Here is an 18,966-nt window from a genome sequence, read left to right as displayed (position 1 = left end):
GCGCTCGCCGTCCGCTATCACGCCAGGGCGCCATCGCGTTATATCTATTGCCAGTCGTCGAGCGCGTACCGCTCGAGCGCGGCCTCGTCGAAGCCGAAGCCGAGCCCCGGCCGCGTCGGCACCGTGAGCATGCCGTCGGCAAATTCGAGCTGCCGGTCGACGAGGCGGCGGAAGTTCAGCACCTGGTCGTCGGGGAAGTACTCGACGTAGCGCGCGTTCGCCGTCGAGGCGACGAGGTGGACGTGCAGGTCGTGGAACCAGTGCGGGCTCATCGTCACGCCCGCCGCCGCGGCCGAGGCCGCGATGCGCCGCCACTCGCTGATGCCGCCGCACACGGCCGCGTCCGATTGCAGGATCATCGCCGCGCGCCGCTCGATGAGCGCCTGGTGGCGCCAGCGGCCCGCCTCGATCTCGCCCGTCGCGACCGTCACCGGCGTGCGCCGCGCGAGCTCCGCGTGGCCGTCGATGTCGTCGGGGCTGAACGGCTCCTCGATCCAGTACGGGGCGTAGCGCTCGTAGCGGCGCATGTATTCGAGCGCGGTCGGCACGTCGGACCATGCGTTGTTGGCGTCGAGCATCAACAGCACGTCGTCGCCGATCGCGGCGCGCGCGGCGGCGATGCGCGCCTCCTCGGCGCGCACGTCGAGCCGGCCCACCTTCATCTTCACGGCGCGAAAGCCCATCGCCACGTAGCCCGCCATCTCCTCGCCGAGCTTCTCGGGCGTCTTGCCCTCGAGGTAGTAGCCGCCGCTCGCGTAGGCCGGCACGCGCTCCGCGCTCGTGCCGCCCAGGTAGCGGCTGAGCGGCAGGCCCGCCGCGCGCGCGTTGCGGTCCCAGAGCGCGTTGTCGACGATCGAGAGCGCGCGCATCACGGAGCCCGCCCTGCCCTGCAGCAGCGACTCCTGGTACATCCCGTGCCAGAGCCCCTCGACGTCGAGCGAGGGCTGGCCCACGAGCAGCGGCGCGAACAGCTCGCGCACCGCGTGCGTGACGAGCGAGCCCGCGCGGCTGCCGCCGTAGCAGAAGCCGATGCCCTCGACGCCGTCCGCCGTGCGCACGCGCACGAGCGCGTAGTCGCGCGCGTGCACGAGCCGCGTCGAGAACGCGGTGGCGTGGTCGAGCGGCACGCGCACCGTGCGCGCCTCTACCGATACGATCTGCGTGGCGCTGCGCCACGCCTGCTGCAAATGTTCCGCACTGGTCTGGTTCATGGCTCAATCTGAAAGAAAAAGGTTCGTCGGATGCCGGCATGACGGCGCGGCCGGAAGCGGCCCGCGCGTCGTAGCGCACGCCGCCGCCCTGCCGCACCGCGCCGCCGGCCCTCGATGCGCGCCCGGTGCGCGCATACCCAGATGCTCAATGCGCCGAATGCGCGGCCACGCGCGCGGCCGGCTGCGGCTTCGCGTGCACGAACAGGAGCATCGCGAGCACGCCGGCGAAATCGATCAGCGCGCCGCAGAGAAACGCGCTGTGATAGCCGCCGAAATACTGGATCAGGATGCCCGTCAGCGCCGGGCCCACGATGCCGGACAGGTTGCTCAGGAAATGGATGAACCCGCCGACGCTGCCCTGGCGCGAGAGCGGCAGGATTTCGTGCTGAATCGCCCAGATCGACTGGCATGAGCCCGTGAGCAGCAGCAGCGCCGCGGCGATGAGCGCCACGGCGGCCGTGAGCGAGCCGGCCGAGGTGATGCTGAGCACGGCGACGCCCGAGAGCGCGAGCGGAATCAGCGCGACGAGCTTGCGCGCCTTGACCGGGTCGTCCATGCGCCGGAAGACGATGTCGCCGACGATGCCGCCGCCGAAATAGCCGATGGCGCCGCAGATCCACGGAATCGAGGTGACGAGGCTCATCTGGCGCAGGCTCAGGTGCATCTCGTTGGTCAGGTAGCTCGGCAGCCACGAAATGAACACGTACTGCGTGTAGTTGACGGCGAACATCCCCGCGCCGAGCGCGAGCGTGCTCGGCCGGCGCAGATAGGTGCCGAGCGTCGTGCCGTCGTTCTCGGCGTTGCGGGCCTCGGCCACGGCGCGGCTCTCGTCGATGAGACGCGACTCGGAGACGTCGACGCGACGGTTCTCCGCCGGCTTGTCGGTGACGAAGTAGCGCCAGCAGGCCAGCCACACGAAGCCGAGCACGCCGATCGCGACGAACGAGACGCGCCAGCCGAAGCCGACCGCGATGAGCCCCACGATCGGCCCCGCGACGGCGTTGCCGAGCGTCTGGCCCGAGAACGTGAAGCCGATCATCGTCGCCGTCTCGTGGCGCGGAAACCAGTTCGAGATCGTGCGGTTCGTGTTCGAGCTCATCGGCCCTTCGCCGATGCCGAAGAACACGCGGCACACGAGCAGCGACACGAAGCCCGTCGCCGTGGCCGTGAGCCCGCAGAACAGCGACCAGATGGCCATGGCCCACGAGAACACGCGCAGCGTGCCCCAGCGGTCGGCCATGAAGCCGCCGAGAAACGAGAAGATCGCGTAGCCCACGAAAAACACGCTGAACACGACGCCGAGCTGCGACGGCGAGAGCGAGAGCGTCTTGCCGACGATCGGCGCGACGATGCCGAGCGCCGCGCGGTCCATGTAGTTGAGCGCGCCCGCGAGGAACAGCAGCAGCGCCACCACGTAACGATATTTACCGGTATTCATTTGTCTCCAGCCATGAGTCGGGTTGTACGGCGCGCCCGCTTTCCCGCGGGCGCGCTCCGGTCGGCGACGGACGTGCCGTCGCCGCTCTTTTTCTTGTTTGTCGATTTATTTGTTGACGAGCTTCGCCGGCATCTGCGTGAGGATCAGCAGCGCCGAGACGAGCAGCGAGCCCGCAATCAGATAGAGGCTCGAATCGAGCGAATGCGTGAGCGTCTTCAGCCAGCCGACGACGGCCGGGCTCACGAAGCCCGCCAGGTTGCCGGTGGAGTTGACGAGCGCGATGCCGGCGGCAGCGCCCGTGCCGCCGAGAATCGCGGTCGGCAGCGCCCAGAACATCGGCAGCGCGGTGATGACGCCTGAGGCGGCCATCGTCAGGCCGGCGAGCGCGATCCACGTGTTGCCGCCCGCGAACACGCAGAGCACGAAGCCGCTCGCGGCGACGAGCTGCGGAACCACGACGTGCCAGCGGCGCTCGCGCGTGCGGTCGGCGTGCCGGCCCGTCCAGAGCATCGCGACGAGCGCGACCAGGTACGGCACCACGGTCAGCAGGCCGATGGTGAACGGATCGGTAATGCCCGAGCTGCGGATGATGGTCGGCTGCCAGAAACCCACCGCGTACGAGCCCATGACGATGCCGAACAGGATCGCGCAGCACAGCCACACCTTCAGCGAGGCGAAGGTGCCGCGCACCGTCGCGTGCGTCTTGGTACGCGCCTCGGCGTCGATTTCGGACTGGACGAACGCGCGCTCGTCCTCGGTGAGCCAGCGCGCGTCCTTCACGCGGTCGTCGAGGAACAGGAAGATGACGAGCCCGACCACGAGCGCCGGCACCGCCTCGATGATGAACAGCCACTGCCAGCCCGCGAACCCCGAATGGCCCGCGAGACGCGACATCACGAAACCCGAGAGCGGCCCGCCGAAGATGCCCGATACCGGGTTGCCCGCCATCAGGAAGGCGACCATCTTGCCGCGCCGCTGCGCCGGGAACCAGTAGGTCAGATAGAGCACGAGGCCCGGGAAAAAGCCCGCCTCGGCCACGCCGAGCATGAAGCGCAGTACGTAGAACATCATCGGCGAGCTGACCCACGCGGTGGCCGCCGAGAGAATGGCCCACGTCACCATGATCCGGGCGATCCAGCGGCGCGCGCCGAAGCGGTGCAGCAGCAGGTTGCTCGGCACTTCGAAGAAGAAATAGCCGACGAAGAAGATGCCCGCGCCGAAGCCGTACATGGCGTCGCTGAAATGCAGGTCGCCCAGCATCTGCAGCTTCGCGAAGCCGACGTTCACGCGGTCCAGATAGGCCACGACGTAGCCGACGAAGAGGAGCGGCATGAACCGCCAGGTGATCCGCGCGTAGAGGGCGTCGCTCGATGTCGCGAGCCCGCGCGGCGCTACCGCCGTACCGTTGCTGCTCAAGTTGTGTCTCCGGTAGTTGTTCTATGAGGCCCGCCGCCGGGCGGGCGCGTCGCCTGTCGCGCGACCGGCGCCCGCCCGGGTTCGCTAACGGGGCGTCGATCGAAGCGCATATCGCATGCCGCGCTCAGCTCATGATGCCGATCTGCCAGGGCACGAACTCGTGGTCGCCAAGCCCGAGCAGCTCGCTCTTCGTGCGCTCGCCCGAGGCGGTGCGCAGCAGCGCCTCGAAAATCTTGCGGCCCATGCTTTCGATCGACTCGTTGCCGTCGAGAATGCCGCCGCAGTTCAGGTCCATGTCCTCGGTCAGGCGCTCGTACATGGGCGTGTTGGTCGCGAGCTTGAGCGACGGCACGGGCTTCGCGCCGAACATCGAGCCGCGCCCCGTCGTGAACGCGATCAGGTTCGCGCCGCCCGCGATCTGGCCCGTGGCCGAGACCGGGTCGAAGCCCGGCGTGTCCATGAACACGAAGCCGTGCTCGGTGACGGGCTCGGCGTAGCGGTACACGGCCATCAGGGGACCCGTGCCGCCCTTCATCGACGAACCGATCGACTTTTCGAAGATGTTGGCGAGGCCGCCCATCTGGTTGCCGGGGCTCACCTGGCCATTGATCTGCACGTCGCGGCCCGTCGAGTACTGATCCTTCCACCAGCGAATCCGCTCGACGAGCTGCTCGCCCACGGCGCGGCTCGCCGCGCGGCGCGTGAGCGTGTGCTCGACGCCGTAGATTTCGGGCGTCTCCGAGAGAATGCCGGTGCCGCCGTGGCGCGCGAGCAGGTCCATCGCGGCGCCGAGCGCCGGGTTGGCCGTAATCGACGAGAAGCCGTCCGAGCCGCCGCATTGCAGGCCCACCTTCAGGTGGCTCGCCGGCACCGTCGTGCGGCGCACGCGGTTGGCCTTCGGCAGCATCGCCTTGACCGCGTCGATGCCGGCCTCGATCGTGCGGCGCGTGCCGCCCGTCTCCTGCATGACGAACGTATGAAGCCGCGAGCCCGCGTGCAGGCCCTCCTGCTCCATGAGCCCCTTGAGCTGGTTGCGCTCGCAGCCGAGCCCGACGACGAGCGCCGCCGCGAGATTCGGGTGGCGCGCGTAGCCGCCCATCGTGCGCCGCAACAGCTCCATCGGTTCGCCGCTCATCTCCATGCCGCAGCCGATCGAGTGGCTGAACGCCACGACGCCGTCCACGTTCGGATAGTCGGCGAGCCGCTCGGGCGTGAAGTATTCGGCGATCTTGTGCACGACCGTCGCGGAGCAGTTGACCGTGGAAAGCACGCCGATGTAGTTGCGCGTCGCGACGCTGCCGTCCTCACGCACGATGCCCTCGAAAGTGGCCTGCTCGTGCGGCGGCAGGTATTCGGTCGGGCGATAGTCGGCGCCGAACGCGTAGTCGCGGTCGAATTCGCGGAATTCGAGGTTGTGGCCGTGGACCATCGTGCCCGGCTCGATGTCGACGGCCGCGAAGCCGATCACGACGTTGTACTTGCGCACGGGCTCGCCCTTGCGGATGCGCCGCGCGGCGATCTTGTAGCCGGCCGCCACTTGGCTGCGGCTCACGAAATCCTCGGAAGGCACCGGCGTGCCGATCGACACGTCGACGCGCGCGACCACCACGTTATCGTCGGGATGAAGCCGGATGACCGGCCCAGCGATGGTTTTACCTGACAACTCGATCATGAAGTGCGGACCTCGGGGACGTCGCGGCGACCTGCGCATCCGGGCTTTCCACTAATGGAGAATCCGGGTTGCGTCGCCATCGTTTAATGAGTAATCGCTTTCTTTCTGGCCCGCAAAATGCTTTGCCGCTGTCTCCTGCCGGCCGAATCTTCAGGCACTTTAGGCCAGGCCGGCTTTTTTTTCAAGAGAAAGCGCTTACTCAAACGCGAATCAATCTGCGCTACACTACGCCGCGCGCCGACAACGAAAACGGAGACCCTCATGTGGCAACAGGCTGAGCGCTATCCCGACCCCCGCGTCATCTCCCTCGATCCGTCGTTCGATTCCTACCGCGTGGCCTTCTCCGCGGTCGAACGCCTCGCCACCGGCTGCCGCTGGGCCGAGGGGCCGGTCTGGTTCGGCGACGGCCGCTACCTGATCTGGAGCGACATCCCGAACAACCGGATGCTGAAGTGGGAGGAGGAAACCGGCGCCGTGAGCGTGTTCCGCCAGCCGTCGAACTTCGCCAACGGCAACACGCGCGACCGCCAGGGGCGCCTCGTCACCTGCGAGCACGGCCGGCGCGTCACGCGCACCGAGTACGACGGCAGCCTTACCGTGCTGATGGACGCATTCGAAGGCCGCCGCCTGAATTCGCCCAACGACGTCGTGGTCAAGTCCGACGGCTCGATCTGGTTCACCGATCCGCCGATGGGCATCGCGGGCCACTACGAGGGCATCAAGGCCGAGCAGGAACTGCCCCACTCCGTCTACCGGATCGACGGCGCGACCGGCGAGGCGTCCGTCGTCACGCGCGAGCTGAAAGGCCCGAACGGCCTGTGCTTCTCGCCCGACGAGAAGCTGCTTTACATCATCGAGTCGCGCGGCGTGCCGAACCGGCTGATCCACGTCTACGAAGTCGGCGCCGACGGGCGCACGCTCGGCCCCGGGCGCGTGTTCCTCGACGCGGGCGCGGGCACGATCGACGGCATGCGCGCCGACGTCGACGGCAACCTCTGGTGCGGCTGGGGAATGGGCAGCGACGCGCTCGACGGCGTGATGGTCGTTTCTCCTGCGGGCAAGATCATCGGCCGCATCGCCCTGCCCGAGCGTTGCGCGAACCTCTGCTTCGGCGGCCGCGCGCGCAACCGGCTGTTCATGGCGGCGTCGCAGTCCATCTATTCGGTGTTCGTCAACACGCAGGGCGCGATCGGCGGCTGACGGCGCGGACGGACGTCTGCCGGCGAACGTTCCGGCGCCGGATGCGGCGACATGCGGATACGGCGCGGTCCTGCCGATGCCATCCGTTCGCGCCCCCTGAAAAACGCGCGGATCTCGCAGGCGCGGTTCCGCGCCGCCCTGCCCGGTCGCACTCCGACCCTCGCCGCTCCCGCTCCCGCCGCACGCCCCGCAGCCGACCGCTCCGCCTCGTGCTATTTTTGCCGGACTCGCGCGACGCGCGGGCCGGCCCCGCCAGTCCGCGCGTCGCGCTTTCGCGAATCGTCGAAAAAAACCGGAATCCATAGACCTATGAAAGTCGCCGTAATGGGCGCGGGCGCGGTGGGCTGCTACTACGGCGGCATGCTGGCGCGCGCCGGACACGATGTCGTACTGATCGGCCGTCCGCAGCACGTGGAAGCGATCGCGGGCCACGGCCTGCGCCTCGAGGCACAGAGCTTCGACGAGCAGGTCCCGCTCTCGGCCAGCACGGAGCCGGCCGCCGTCGAGGGCGCGCAACTCGTGCTGTTCTGCGTGAAATCGACCGACACGGAAAGCGCGGGCGCGTCGATCAAGCCCCATCTCGAGCACGACGCCCTCGTGCTCACGCTCCAGAACGGCGTCGACAACGCCGTGCGGCTGCGCACCGTGATCGCGACGGAGGTGGCCGCCGCCGTGGTCTACGTCGCGACCGAGATGGCGGGCCCCGGCCACGTCCGGCACCACGGGCGCGGCGAACTCGTCATCGAGCCCTCGGACGCGAGCGGGACAATCGCGGCCGCGCTCGTCGCGGCCGGCGTGCCGACCGAAATTTCGCCGAACGTCCGCGGCGCGCTCTGGGCCAAGCTGATCCTGAACTGCGCCTACAACGCGCTCTCGGCCATCGCGCGTCTGCCTTACGGCCGGCTCGTGCAGGGCGAAGGCGTCGGCGCCGCGATGAACGACGTCGTAGCGGAATGCCTCGCCGTCGCGAAGGCGGACGGCGTGAGCGTGCCCGGCGACGTCGATGCGGCCGTGCGGCGGATCGCCGAAACGATGCAGGGCCAGTACTCGTCCACCGCGCAGGACCTGATGCGCGGCAAGCGCACCGAGATCGATCACCTGAACGGCTATGTCGCCCGCCGCGGCGAGGCGCTCGGCGTGCCCACGCCGGCGAACCGGATGCTGCACACGATCGTCAGGCTGCTCGAGGACAACGCGCCGCGCGCGGCCGGTTGAGCGCCGCCCCGCGCGGGCCGGAACGCGCGACGTCCGCGCCGGCCCGCGCGGCGATCGCCGCGAGCCGGCGCCTGCCGGATCACCCCGGATAGGTTCCCGCCGGCTGCGGCGGCAGCCTCAGCCGGAAGATCGTGAACTTCCCCCGGCGCGGATAGCCGTCGGAGAAGTTCAGCTCGTGCAGGTGCGAATCCGCGAAGTACAGATAGTCGTTCTGCATCGCGAAGCCGTCGGCCCACGAGATGCGCGGATCGGCCGTCAGCGTCGCCTGGTGCAGGGCCGGCTTGCCGTCGCGCTCCACGAGCGTCAGCGCCACCACCGAGCGGTGCTCGAGGTCGCCGCCGTAAAGCACGCCGTTGCCGTCCATCAGCAGGCCGCCCGTGAGCGCGTAGTCGCCGAGATATTGCTTGCGCTGCGCGAGCGCGTCGGGCGAAAGCGACGTGTCGATGAGCGCCGCCGTCGGAATGCGCCAGTAATGGTGGTCCGTCAGCGGCCGATAATAGAACCAGTCGCGCTGCGGCGAAATCGCGATCCCGTCGGTCTGGATCACCGCCACGCTGCCGTTGAGAAAGCGCGCGACGCGATCGCCGAACATCAGGTGCTGGTTCGGGTCGGCCACGCTCGAACGGTCGCCCGCGAGCAGCAGGCGCGAATCGCCCGAGGCCAGTTGCGTGACCGCGATGCCGCCGAGCTTGCCCGCGTTGCTCAGATAGGCATAGCCGTGCTTCAGGTCCACGCGGATGTCGTTGAGCGAGTCTTGCGGCGTCACGGTGTTTTCATACGTGTACTGGCGCAGCACCTGGCGCGTGAGCAGATCGAACTGGACGAGCTTGGGCGGCTGCCGGCGCTGGTCCACCGAGGGCAGCGACGAATCGAGCGCCCACAGGTGATCGTTCTCGTCGACCCAGAGCGCCTGCACCGAAATCCACTGCCGCTCGCCGCTTTCATCCGGCTTGTAGACGTTCCAGTCCGCGTCGGGAAACGGCGTGAGCGCACCCGTGTCGGGATCGACCTCGACCACGCTGTAGCGCGAGCGCACGACCGCCGCCGGCGCGGTCGCGAAGACGCGGCCCGTTTGCGACACGCCGATGCCGACGAGGCGAAAGTCGTCGTTGAACGTGGCCACGACTTCCAGACGCGGATGCTGCCCGCCCGACGCACTGCCGTCCTGCGAAGCGGCGGCCGCCAGCGCTGCCGGCATGCCGCCGCCGAACGCGCTCGCAAGACCCGCGCCGAGCGAAGCGACGACCCGGCGGCGCATGGCCTGCCGGGAATACCCGTTTTTCATACCGTCTCCTTTCCTTTCGTTCGTATTGGGGGAGAGAGGGCTGCGGCCAGCACGGAACCTGCAACGACTCGCCGCAGTCCCCGTCGAACGGGCGGCCCGCGCCGCCCGCCAGCAGTCTGGCACATCGGCCGGGAATTTGGTTCCGCCGGCCCGACACCGAAAGCCGTTCGAAAAACCTTCATGCCGTGCGGGCAAGCTACATGCGGCGACGTCTCGCGCCTTCCCGAAGCCGCGCGGCGAGCGGACCGCGAACCGCCTGCAATAGAAGTCACAATTCGTTGCTGGTATCCGCGCGAACGAAGTCGCATACTCGACCCTCTCTACCCGCACGGAGCTTTTCCCGATGCCTCTTACGCTCGATCACATTGCGATTCGCGTGCAGGATTTGCGACAGGCCGTGGCCGATTTCAGCGAACTGGGCTTCACCGTGCAGCTCGGCGGCACGTACTCGGACGGCATCCTGCACAATGCGCTGATCGGCTTCGCCGACGGCAGTTATTTCGAATTGATCGCGCCGCTCAAGGACGTGCCGCAGCATCGCTGGGCCTCGCGCGACCCGGACACGCACGAGCGCGAGGGGCTCACGGATTACGCGCTGCTCTCGCGCGCGCTCGGCGCGACGATCGACGCCGCGCACGGACGCGGCCTGCGCTATGAGGGGCCGATTCCGGGAGGCCGCATCCGGCCCGACGGCACCCGGCTCGAATGGCAGATCGGCAAGCCGTTGACGCGCGACCTGCCCTCGCTCTGCGCCGACCTGACGCCGCGCTTTCTGCGCCTCGCGGAGGGCGAGGTGCGCATGCATCCGAACGGCGTGAGCAGCATCGCGAGCGTCGCGCTCGCGGTTCGCGACCTGAACGCGAGCGTGCAGCGCTACCGCGCCCTGCTCGGCCATGCGCTCGATGCGCGGCGCGCCGGCCTGCCCGGCGAGGGCGTCGAGCTGGCGCTGTTCCCGGTCGGCCACACAATTGTCATGCTGCTCTCGCCCACGGTCTCGCCGCACACGACGATGCACGCGGCGCACGCACACGACGCGTCCTCGCGTCCGGCCTTCGCCGAGCGGCTGCGCACGCATCTGGAAAGCCGCGGAGAAGGCCTGTTCGGCGTGTCGCTGCGCACGAAGCATGCTTCGCAGATCCGCGTGCTGCCCCTCTCGCTCACGCATCACGCGCCGGTCGAACTCGTCGGCCTGTAAACCGCAAACGGGGCGCTCCGTCCCGGTCCCGTGCGTTCCCGTCCGGCGCTTGCGTCCGGCACATTGCGCGCGGCGACGTCCTTGCGAGAGGCATCGCCGTCGGGAAAGAAACGGAATTCGGAATGTGCGGTCGATGCGTCGCCGGGCTGGCGGCCGGCCATCCTTCGACGCCTGAAACACCGGATCGACCTGCCTCGCACGCGGATGCGGAATGGACCGGGCAATCCAGTCGCCGCGATTTCAGGGATTTGTATTAAGCGCAGCGCAAAAGTATCATGAAGTATCAACGGTTTTGATACTTCTCAGATACGATGACACCTCGTGATACTTCCGGCACGGACCCGTGGCACTACGCCCGGCCAGAGCTTGCCGAATCCTGCCTCGAGGCGTTCGACCTGAAGCTGTCGTCGGCCCGGGGGCTGTTCGCCCGTCGCCGGATGGGCAAGACCGAATTCCTCCAGCAGGACCTGCTACCGGCGGCGCGCGAGCACGGCTACGTCGTCGCCTACACCAACCTTTGGGACAATCGCGCGGCGCCCGACGCGGCCCTCGTGTCGTCGCTGGTGGAGGCGCTCGCGCCGCAGGGCGTGAAAGCGCTGCTGGCCAGTCTCGGCAAGCCGGTACGCAAGGTCAGGGTCGGGGCCGGCGCGGGCATCCCCGGCGGCGTGAGCGGCCTGTTCGAGGCGGAGCTCGGCACGGCCGGGGAGAAGGCCCGTGCGCTGCCGGAGGTGCTCAGGCAGCTCGACCGCCAGAAAAAACCGCTGCTGCTGGTGATCGACGAGGCCCAGGTGCTCGCGCGCGCCGAGCACAGCGATTTCGCCCATGCGCTGCGCGCGGCGCTCGATATCCGCAAGGACCGCATCAAGGTCATTTTCGCGGGCAGCTCGGAGACGACGCTGCGCGAGATGTTCGCCCGCGCGAGCGAGCCGTTCTACAACTGGGCCGCGCTCGAACCGTTCCCGCTGCTCGGCGACGATTTCGTCTCCTTTACCGTCCGGCACATGAACAGCCTCGTCCGGAATCGCCTGACGCTGGAACAGGGCAAGCGCGCATTCGAGGCCTTGCACCGCACGCCCGAATTTTTCAAGCGATTCATCGAGCGGTACATCCTCTATCAGACTCAGGGACCGGACGCCGCGCTCGAACACACCCGGGCCTCGGTCTTCTCGGACGAACATTTCCTCAAGCAGTGGCAGGCGCTGAACCCGGCGGACCGGGCCGTCATCCTCGTCCTCGCGCGCGGAGAGGCCGACCTGCACGGCGCCGCCAGCCTTCGGCAGCTTTCGCTGGCGCTCGGCAAGCCGGCCACCAAGAACACCGTATCGCACGCGCTGCGGCGGCTGGTGGCCGATAACTCGGTCACGCGCCTGACGTTCGGCGAATATCGCATCGAGGACGAGGCATTCGCCGAGTGGCTTCGGCGCAAGACGCCGCGCTAAAACCGCCTATCCGGACTCGGACCGCCACGGCGCGGCCCCGAAGAAGCTCGCGGCCTGTCCGGACAACCGCCAGCCGTAGTAAGCGCCGAATACCCGAAAAAAAACGGCTACTTCTGCACGCCCCAGCGCTTCACCGTCACGCGTTCGAGCGTGTCGAACACGAGGTGCTCGACGGCAAGTCCGATCAGGATGACCATCGCGAGACCGGCGAACACGCGGTCCGTGTAGAGCTCGTTGCGGTTCTGGAAGATGTACCAGCCGAGCCCGCCGCCGCCCGAGTTCGCGCCGAACACGAGTTCGGCCGCGATCAGCGTGCGCCAGGCGAAGGCCCAGCTCACGCGCAGGCCCGAGACGATCGACGGCAGCGCGGCCGGCACGAGGATCAGCAGCACGTGGCGCAGGCCCTTGAGCCCGTAGTTGCGGCCCGTCATGCGCAGCGTGTCGGGCACGGACTGGAAGCCCGCGTAGGTGTTGAGCGCGAGCGGCCAGAGCACCGAATGCACGAGCACGAACAGCAGGCTGCCGTTGCCGAGGCCGAACCAGAGCAGCGCGAGCGGCAGCAGCGCGATCGAGGGCAACGGGTTGAACATCGACGTGAGCATCGTCAGCAGGTCGCGGCCGAGGCGCGTCGACACCGCGAGCGAGGTCAGCACGAACGCGGCCACGACGCCGAGCACGTAGCCCTGGATCAGCACCGACAGCGACAGGCCCGTGCGCAGCAGCAGCTCGCCACTCAGGATGCCGTTGACGAACGCCTCGACGGTCGCCGTGAAGGTCGGCAGCAGCAGGTCGTTCGACACGGCGCGCGCGCCGAGTTCCCACAACCCGATCAGCACGAGCGCGATCAGGCTCTTGCGCAGCCACGTCTGCGAGGCGAGGCGCGTCGCCAGCGGCTCGCGCGCCGGCGCCTCGTGCGGCGCGGCCGGCCGCAGTTCGACTTCGTATTCGGGACGGACGGGCGGCAGCAGCGCGGCGGCGCCGTCCTCGCGGGCAAAAGACTTCATGAGCGTGCCACCTCTTCCTGGCCGAACAGCAGCCGATGGATCTTCGAAACGGCCTGTTGCAGGTCGTGCTGACCGACGCTGTCCTGGTTGTATTGATGGCTGTTCAACTCGGCGCGCACGCGGCCCGGATGCGGCGAGAGCAGCAGGATGCGGTTGCCGACGATGAGCGCCTCCTCGATCGAATGCGTGACGAAGAGCAGCGTCAGGTGCGCGTCCTCCCAGAGCCGCAGCAGCTCTTCCTGCATCTTGCGGCGCGTGAGCGCGTCGAGCGCGGCGAACGGCTCGTCCATTAGCAGGATGCGTGGCTCGCAGGCCAGCGCCCGCGCGATCGCGACGCGCTGCTTCATCCCGCCCGAAAGCGTGAGCGGCCAAGCGCGGGCGAAATCGGCGAGACCGACCTTTTCGAGGTAGTACGCGGCGCGCTCGTTCGCCTCGGCACGCGTGAGCTTCTTCGCAACGCGTAGCGGAAACGCCACGTTCTGCAGCACCGACTTCCAGGGCGCGAGCTGGTCGAACTCCTGGAACACGACGATGCGGTCCGGTCCCGGCCCGTGGACGACGCGCCCGTCCAGCTCGATGCTGCCCGCCGACGGCTTGATGAAACCCGCGATCGCCTTGAGCAGCGTGGACTTACCGCAGCCCGACGGTCCGAGCAGCACGAAGCGGTCGCCGCCGTAGACGTCGAAGCTCACCTGCTGCGTCGCCTGGACGACGCGCTCGCGCGTGCGGTATTCGAGCGTGAGGTCGCTCACGCGCAGCAGCCGGCTACTGTGCGCGGGCTGTCCGGGCGTCTCGGGCTGTCCCGCCGCCCCGGAAAACAATGTAGATGGATTCGCGGCCATCGCGGCCTCCCTTTCATGCGCCGGCACGGGGTTCAACTGCCCTGCGCCAGGTCCGGATCGTCGAAGAAATAGTCCTTCCACGATCGCGGCTCGTTACGGATTGCCCCGACCCGGTACATGAACTGGGCCATCGGGAACGTGTTGCGCGGCGTGATGCTGAACCGCACCTCGGGATTGCTCAGGATCTTCACGAGCAGGGCCCGGTCGATCTTCGAATCGTTGACGCGCAGATAGATGTCCGCCGCCTCGTCGGGATGCGCGCTCACGAAGCGCGCCGCGTCCGCGAGCGCGGCCACGAACGCGTGGTAGGTCTTCGGGTTCGCGTCCCGGAACTGCTGCGTGGCGTAGAGCACGGTCGACGAGGTCGGGCCGCCCAGCACGTCGTACGAACTCAGCACGACGTGCGCCTTCGGGTTGGCCGCCAGTTCCTGCTCCGAGAACGGCGCGTCGCCGAAGTGGGCCGTGATCTCCGTGCCGCCCGCGATGATCGCGGCGGCCGCGTCCGGGTGCGGAATCGCCTGGGTCAGCGGATCGAGCCGGTCGAACGCGCGGTCGCCCCACCGTTTCGCCGCCGCCATCTCCAGAATGCGCGACTGCACCGACACCGTGACCGCCGGCACCGCGATGCGGTCGCGGTCGGTGAAATCGGCGATGGTGCGCACACGCGGGTCGTTGCTGACGAGGTAGTCCGGCAGCGTGCCGAGCGCGGCGACGCCCTTCACGTTCTGCCGACCATGTGTGCGGTCCCAGATCGTGAGCAGCGGCCCGACGCCGGCGCCCGCGATGTCGACCGCGCCCGAGAGCAGCGCGTCGTTGACGGCCGCGCCGCCCGACAGCCGCAGCCAGTCGACCTTGATGTCGAGCCCTTCGCGTTTGCCTTCCTGCTCGATCAGATGCTGGTCGCGCGCGACGTCCAGCAGCAGATAGACCACCCCGTACTGGTCGGCGATACGCAGCGTGCCTTCGGCATGGGCCTCGACCGGCGCGCCGGCAAGGCCAGCGCCGCATGCGAGCGCCATGGCGAAAACCGCCGCGCGACGCGCCCGCGCGAGCCGGCCCGCGCGGGCAAAACGGAGAACGGACATCAGGATCTGCTCCAGGAAAAAGGTCGCGACGTCCGCGCCGGCATCGTCGGACGGGGACACCGCGGCGCCGCGCTCAGAACGGCGCGTCGCCTTCGATCGTCGTGCGGTAGAGCTTGCGGCGCAGATGGTCTGGCGTGCCGGCCGCGAGATGCATCAGCGAGCGATTGTCCCAGAACACCATGTCGTGCGGCGACCAGACGTGCCGGTACAGATGCCCGGGGCGCACGCTGTGCTCGAACAGTTCCTTGAGCAGCGCGTCGCTCTCGTCCTGCGGCAGGTCGAGGATGCGCGTCGTGAAATGCTCGCTGACGAAGAGCGCCTTCTTCCCGGTCTCCGGATGCGTGCGCACGACGGGATGCACGACGGGCTTCACCTGGTCGATCTGCTCCTGCGTGAGGTTCGGCCGCCAGGGGCTGCGCTTTTGCAGCTCGCCGTACTTCGCGAGGTAGGTGTGCTCGGCGCGCCGGCCTTCCACCGCGCGGCGCAGCGCCTCGGGCAGCGTGTCCCAGGCCAGGTGCATGTTCGCGAAGACGGTGTCGCCGCCCTCGGCGGGCAGTTCCTGCGCGTGCAGCATCGAGCCGAGGCTCGGCGTTTCCTTGTACGAGAGGTCCGAGTGCCAGAAATGGCCTGCGTCGCCGAGGCCGATCGGCTTGCCGTTCTCGACGACGTTCGAGACGATCAGGATTTCCGGATGGCCCGGCAACTGGAACTGGTGCAGCACGTGGATCTGCAGCGGGCCGAAGCGGCGGCTGAACGCGATCTGCTGGGCCGGCGTGATGTGCTGGTCGCGAAAGACCAGGACGTGGTAATCGAGGTGCGCGCGGTGGATGCGGGCGAAGTCCCCGTCGTCCAGTTCGCGGGTCAGGTCGAGGCCCAGCACCTCGGCGCCGAGCGGCGCGTCGAGCGGACGGATCTCGAAAGCTTGCGGCTCGGCCGCGCGGGTAGCGTAGGCAGTGTTCACGGGCGGTACGTTTTTCCTGTGACGAAGCGCGCTCGCCCGTATCGAATACGGCGAACGGCAAAGACAGGAACCATAGCGCCCCGCAATGCAGCAATCAAGGAACGAAAAGTGTGATGCTTATCCCTTTTTCGATATAAATGACGCGCCCTCTAGAACACGCGCGCCTCTTCGAGGTGGGTCGTCGTGCCGTTCAGGTGGTAGTCGCCGAGCACCCGCGCCTTGTGCAGGAGCGGGTTGTGGCTGAAGATCGTGCGCAGGTTGCGCCAGTGGCGATCGAGGTTCAGCGCGCGCGAGGTGGCCGACGCCCCGCCCGCCTCGAACATCCGTTCGGCGGCCTCGAGCGCCAGTTTGCCGACGACGAGCTGCGTCTTCGCCGTGGCGAGCGCGCCGTCCAGCACCCGCTCCTCCGCCTCCGGCGCGCCTTCGGCGATGGCCGCCGCCGAGCGGTCCAGCACGCGCGCGTTCTCGGCGACGAGCGCGTCGACGGCATGCGTGCGGGCCGACAGCTCGCCGATCACGAGCTGGATGAAGGGGTCGTCGCGCGCCGTCGCGGCCGGGCTGTGCGCCGCCGGCCGGCCGCGTTCGCGGACGTGCGCCTGCGCATCGGCGAACAGGTTGCGCACGATTCCGGCCGCCGTGGCAACGAGAATGAGCTGGCGCAGCGCCGACGCGTGGCGCGTCTGCAGGGTCTGCGTGCCGACCGGGCGCGGCGCGATCTCGTCGGCGCGCACCTCGACGTTCTCGAGTTCGAGCCCGCCGCTGGCCGTGAGCCGCTGGCCCATGCCGTCCCAGTCGTCGAGAATCCGCACGCCGGGCCGGTCGACGGGCAGCACGATCGTGACGGGATTGCCCGCCTCGTCGAGCACTGCGATGCTCGCGTAGTCGGCGTAGGCCGTGCCCGTGGCGTAATACTTCTTGCCGCTGATGCGGTAGTGCTCGCCGTCGCGCGCGAGCTGCGTCGTCACCGTGCTCGTGCGTTCGGTGCCGAGCTCGGTCAGCGCGCCGCCGTAAAGCGCGCCGTCGAGCACGCGGCGAATCTGCAGCGCGCTATGCGGGGTAAGCGGCGTGAGCGACCAGAGTTCCGTCGCGTTGAAGTGCGAGCGCAGCGCGTGCCCGACGTTCGAATCGGCCGCCGCGAGCGTCGCGATCAGCTCGACCAGGTTTTCGATCGAGCCGCCGAGGCCGCCGAGCGCGCGCGGAATCCGCAGCGCGCCGAGACCCGAGCGGCGAATCCAGCCGAACGCCTCGAACGGCAGGCGGCGTTCGCGTTCGCGCGCCGCCGCGCCTTCGGCGATGCGCGCGGCGAGCGCCTGCAATCCTGCGAGCGGCGACGGATCCCGACGCGCGTCCGCCGTCCGGCCGTCGGGAGCGTTCGCTGCAGGCGGCGCGAGCCGGTCGTCGATGGCGGTCTTCATGGCGGATTCTTCGCTGTCGTGGCGTTCGTCGGAAACGGGGCGTTGTCTTTGCGGCGACCGCCGCGGACGGCAGCGGGCTACGGCGAAACGGACCGCACACGATACGGCGAAGCCGTTCGCCCGACAAACGATAAATAGCGATTTGGAAATCCGCGCAGTGCAATAAGCGCTCAGCCGCGCGGCGCGGCCGGCCCGAAAAAGCGGTTCTCCGGACGCGGCAGCCCGAAGTGCTCGCGCAGCGTCGCGCCCTCGTATTCGCGCCGGAAAATGCCGCGCCGCTGCAGCTCGGGCACGACCTTGTCGGCGAAATCGTCGAGCCCGCCCGGCAGGTACGGAAACATCACGTTGAAGCCGTCCGCACCCTCCTCGACGAGCCACTGCTCCATCTGGTCGGCGATCGTCGCGGGCGTGCCGACCATTTCGAGCCCCGAGTAGCCGCCGACGCGCTGCGCGAGCTGGCGCACCGTCAGGCCTTCCTCGCGCGCGAGGTCGACGACGCGCTCGCGCGAACTGCGGCTCGCGTTGGTTTCCGGAATTTCGGGCAGCGGCGCGTCGAGGTCGAAGGACGAGACGTCGTGCCCGAGCGCGATGGAAAGCGAGGCGACGCCGCTGTCCGGATGCACGAAGGTGTCGAGCAGCGCGCGCTTGTGCTGCGCCTCGTCGAGCGAGTCGCCGACCACGACGAACGCGCCGGGCAAAATCTTCAGATGCTCGCGCCGCCGGCCGAGCGGCTCGAGCCGCGCCTTCACGTCGGCATAGAAGCGCTTGCCGTCGGCGAGCGTGCGCGGCGCCGTGAACACCGCGTCGGCGGTTTCGGCGGCGACCTGCTTGCCGGCCTCCGACGAGCCCGCCTGCACGATGAGCGGCCAGCCCTGCACGGGCCGAGCGATGTTCAGCGGGCCGCGCACGCGCAGGTGCTCGCCGCGATGGTCGAGCACGTGCAGCCGCTCGGGGTCCACGTAGAGGCCGCTCTCGACGTCGCGCACAAAGGCATCGTCGGCCCAGCTATCCCAGAGGCCCGTGACGACGTCGAAGAACTCGCGCGCGCGCCGGTAGCGCTCGTCGTGCTCCACGTGCTCGTCGAGCCCGAAGTTGAGCGCGGCGTCGGGGTTCGAGGTCGTCACGACGTTCCAGCCGGCCCGGCCGCCGCTCAGGTGATCGAGCGAGGCGAAGCGGCGCGCGATGTGATACGGCGCGTCGAACGTCGTCGAGGCCGTCGCGACGAGACCGAGCCGCTCGGTGACGGCCGACAGCGCCGAGAGCAGCGTGAACGGCTCGAACGACGTCACCGTGTGGCTGCGCTTGAGCGCGGCGAGCGGCATGTTCAGCACCGCGAGATGGTCGGCCATGAAGAACGCGTCGAAGCGGGCGCGCTCGAGCGTCTGCGCGAAACGCTTCAGATGGCCGAAGTTGAAGTTCGCGTCGGGGTACGCGCCCGGATAGCGCCAGGCGCCCGTGTGCAGGCTGACGGGCCGCATGAAGGCCGCGAGATGGAGTCGGGGGGAACGGGTCATGGTCGTGTCGTCTCGAACGCAGGGCGGGCTCGCCTGGGAGGCGCGGGCAAACGCCGAAGCCAGTACGTTACGCC

General features: G+C 68.7%; 15 protein-coding genes. 4 read left to right on the top strand and 11 right to left on the bottom strand.

The window, feature by feature from the left end; all coding sequences use genetic code 11:
* Nucleotides 1-44: 44 nt before the first annotated feature.
* From CY652_RS02590 to CY652_RS02575, 4 genes are all read right to left on the bottom strand, one after another.
* Nucleotides 45-1,211, bottom strand: a complete 1,167-nt coding sequence (locus CY652_RS02590; RefSeq protein WP_102129130.1) for a mandelate racemase/muconate lactonizing enzyme family protein — start codon at nt 1,209-1,211, stop codon at nt 45-47.
* A 145-nt stretch (nt 1,212-1,356) separates the two neighbouring features.
* On the bottom strand, nt 1,357-2,649 hold the full coding sequence (locus CY652_RS02585) for an MFS transporter (RefSeq protein ID WP_102129129.1): 1,293 nt from the start codon (nt 2,647-2,649) through the stop codon (nt 1,357-1,359).
* A gap of 105 nt (nt 2,650-2,754) precedes the next feature.
* Entirely contained in the window at nt 2,755-4,065 is a 1,311-nt protein-coding gene (locus tag CY652_RS02580) for an MFS transporter (protein WP_102129128.1), read from the bottom strand.
* A 124-nt stretch (nt 4,066-4,189) separates the two neighbouring features.
* Entirely contained in the window at nt 4,190-5,737 is a 1,548-nt protein-coding gene (locus CY652_RS02575) for a UxaA family hydrolase (protein ID WP_102129127.1), read from the bottom strand.
* A gap of 261 nt (nt 5,738-5,998) precedes the next feature.
* On the opposite strand from CY652_RS02575, the gene CY652_RS02570 reads away from it, so the two are divergent.
* Both CY652_RS02570 and CY652_RS02565 read left to right on the top strand, forming a co-directional pair.
* Nucleotides 5,999-6,937, top strand: coding sequence for an SMP-30/gluconolactonase/LRE family protein (locus tag CY652_RS02570; protein ID WP_102129126.1), 939 nt, complete (start codon nt 5,999-6,001; stop codon nt 6,935-6,937).
* A gap of 309 nt (nt 6,938-7,246) precedes the next feature.
* A complete protein-coding gene (locus CY652_RS02565; protein WP_102129125.1) occupies nt 7,247-8,152 on the top strand; it encodes a ketopantoate reductase family protein in 906 nt (301 codons plus the stop codon).
* A 79-nt stretch (nt 8,153-8,231) separates the two neighbouring features.
* Here the strand turns inward: CY652_RS02565 and CY652_RS02560 are convergent, their stop codons facing one another.
* Nucleotides 8,232-9,437 (bottom strand): L-dopachrome tautomerase-related protein, encoded by a 1,206-nt coding sequence (locus CY652_RS02560; RefSeq protein ID WP_102129124.1) that lies wholly within the window; start codon nt 9,435-9,437, stop codon nt 8,232-8,234.
* Between the two features lie 343 nt (nt 9,438-9,780).
* Here CY652_RS02560 and CY652_RS02555 point away from each other — a divergent pair, with 343 nt between their 5' ends.
* Nucleotides 9,781-10,632 (top strand): VOC family protein, encoded by an 852-nt coding sequence (locus tag CY652_RS02555; protein WP_102129123.1) that lies wholly within the window; start codon nt 9,781-9,783, stop codon nt 10,630-10,632.
* Nucleotides 10,633-10,943: 311 nt separating this feature from the next.
* Entirely contained in the window at nt 10,944-12,071 is a 1,128-nt protein-coding gene (locus CY652_RS02550; protein WP_102129122.1) for an ATP-binding protein, read from the top strand.
* Between the two features lie 107 nt (nt 12,072-12,178).
* On the opposite strand, the gene CY652_RS02545 is transcribed toward CY652_RS02550, so the two are convergent.
* The 6 genes from CY652_RS02545 to CY652_RS02520 all read right to left on the bottom strand — a co-directional run bounded on the left by CY652_RS02545 (nt 12,179) and on the right by CY652_RS02520 (nt 18,892).
* Nucleotides 12,179-13,075, bottom strand: a complete 897-nt coding sequence (locus CY652_RS02545; protein WP_102129121.1) for an ABC transporter permease — start codon at nt 13,073-13,075, stop codon at nt 12,179-12,181.
* Nucleotides 13,072-13,917, bottom strand: a complete 846-nt coding sequence (locus CY652_RS02540; RefSeq protein WP_102129335.1) for an ABC transporter ATP-binding protein — start codon at nt 13,915-13,917, stop codon at nt 13,072-13,074. The genes CY652_RS02545 and CY652_RS02540 overlap by 4 nt, the downstream gene beginning before the upstream one ends.
* A gap of 32 nt (nt 13,918-13,949) precedes the next feature.
* Nucleotides 13,950-15,002 (bottom strand): ABC transporter substrate-binding protein, encoded by a 1,053-nt coding sequence (locus CY652_RS02535; protein ID WP_102129334.1) that lies wholly within the window; start codon nt 15,000-15,002, stop codon nt 13,950-13,952.
* A 73-nt stretch (nt 15,003-15,075) separates the two neighbouring features.
* Nucleotides 15,076-15,963, bottom strand: coding sequence for a TauD/TfdA dioxygenase family protein (locus CY652_RS02530; RefSeq protein WP_180970376.1), 888 nt, complete (start codon nt 15,961-15,963; stop codon nt 15,076-15,078).
* A 149-nt stretch (nt 15,964-16,112) separates the two neighbouring features.
* A complete protein-coding gene (locus CY652_RS02525) occupies nt 16,113-17,378 on the bottom strand; it encodes an acyl-CoA dehydrogenase family protein (RefSeq protein ID WP_102129119.1) in 1,266 nt (421 codons plus the stop codon).
* Nucleotides 17,379-17,548: 170 nt separating this feature from the next.
* Nucleotides 17,549-18,892 carry an LLM class flavin-dependent oxidoreductase gene (locus CY652_RS02520; protein ID WP_102129118.1) on the bottom strand — a complete coding sequence of 448 codons (1,344 nt, stop codon included), beginning with the start codon at nt 18,890-18,892 and terminating at the stop codon, nt 17,549-17,551.
* Between the last annotated feature and the right edge of the window lie 74 nt (nt 18,893-18,966).

Origin of the sequence: Burkholderia sp. WAC0059 (genome assembly GCF_002870125.1) — a bacterium.
Classification (GTDB): domain Bacteria; phylum Pseudomonadota; class Gammaproteobacteria; order Burkholderiales; family Burkholderiaceae; genus Paraburkholderia.
Note: the sequence above shows the minus strand (reverse complement) of the source record. Positions and strands in the feature narration are given on the sequence as shown.

Bases quoted from the DNA above. Each gene is read 5' to 3' on its own strand.
- CY652_RS02590 (WP_102129130.1), bottom strand. From the start codon at position 1,211: ATGAACCAGACCAGTGCGGAACATTTGCAGCAGGCGTGGCGCAGCGCC.
- CY652_RS02585 (WP_102129129.1), bottom strand. From the start codon at position 2,649: ATGAATACCGGTAAATATCGTTACGTGGTGGCGCTGCTGCTGTTCCTC.
- CY652_RS02575 (WP_102129127.1), bottom strand. From the start codon at position 5,737: ATGATCGAGTTGTCAGGTAAAACCATCGCTGGGCCGGTCATCCGGCTT.
- CY652_RS02570 (WP_102129126.1), top strand. From the start codon at position 5,999: ATGTGGCAACAGGCTGAGCGCTATCCCGACCCCCGCGTCATCTCCCTC.
- CY652_RS02565 (WP_102129125.1), top strand. From the start codon at position 7,247: ATGAAAGTCGCCGTAATGGGCGCGGGCGCGGTGGGCTGCTACTACGGC.
- CY652_RS02560 (WP_102129124.1), bottom strand. From the start codon at position 9,437: ATGAAAAACGGGTATTCCCGGCAGGCCATGCGCCGCCGGGTCGTCGCT.
- CY652_RS02555 (WP_102129123.1), top strand. From the start codon at position 9,781: ATGCCTCTTACGCTCGATCACATTGCGATTCGCGTGCAGGATTTGCGA.
- CY652_RS02550 (WP_102129122.1), top strand. From the start codon at position 10,944: ATGACACCTCGTGATACTTCCGGCACGGACCCGTGGCACTACGCCCGG.
- CY652_RS02545 (WP_102129121.1), bottom strand. From the start codon at position 13,075: ATGAAGTCTTTTGCCCGCGAGGACGGCGCCGCCGCGCTGCTGCCGCCC.
- CY652_RS02540 (WP_102129335.1), bottom strand. From the start codon at position 13,917: ATGGCCGCGAATCCATCTACATTGTTTTCCGGGGCGGCGGGACAGCCC.
- CY652_RS02535 (WP_102129334.1), bottom strand. From the start codon at position 15,002: ATGTCCGTTCTCCGTTTTGCCCGCGCGGGCCGGCTCGCGCGGGCGCGT.
- CY652_RS02525 (WP_102129119.1), bottom strand. From the start codon at position 17,378: ATGAAGACCGCCATCGACGACCGGCTCGCGCCGCCTGCAGCGAACGCT.
- CY652_RS02520 (WP_102129118.1), bottom strand. From the start codon at position 18,892: ATGACCCGTTCCCCCCGACTCCATCTCGCGGCCTTCATGCGGCCCGTC.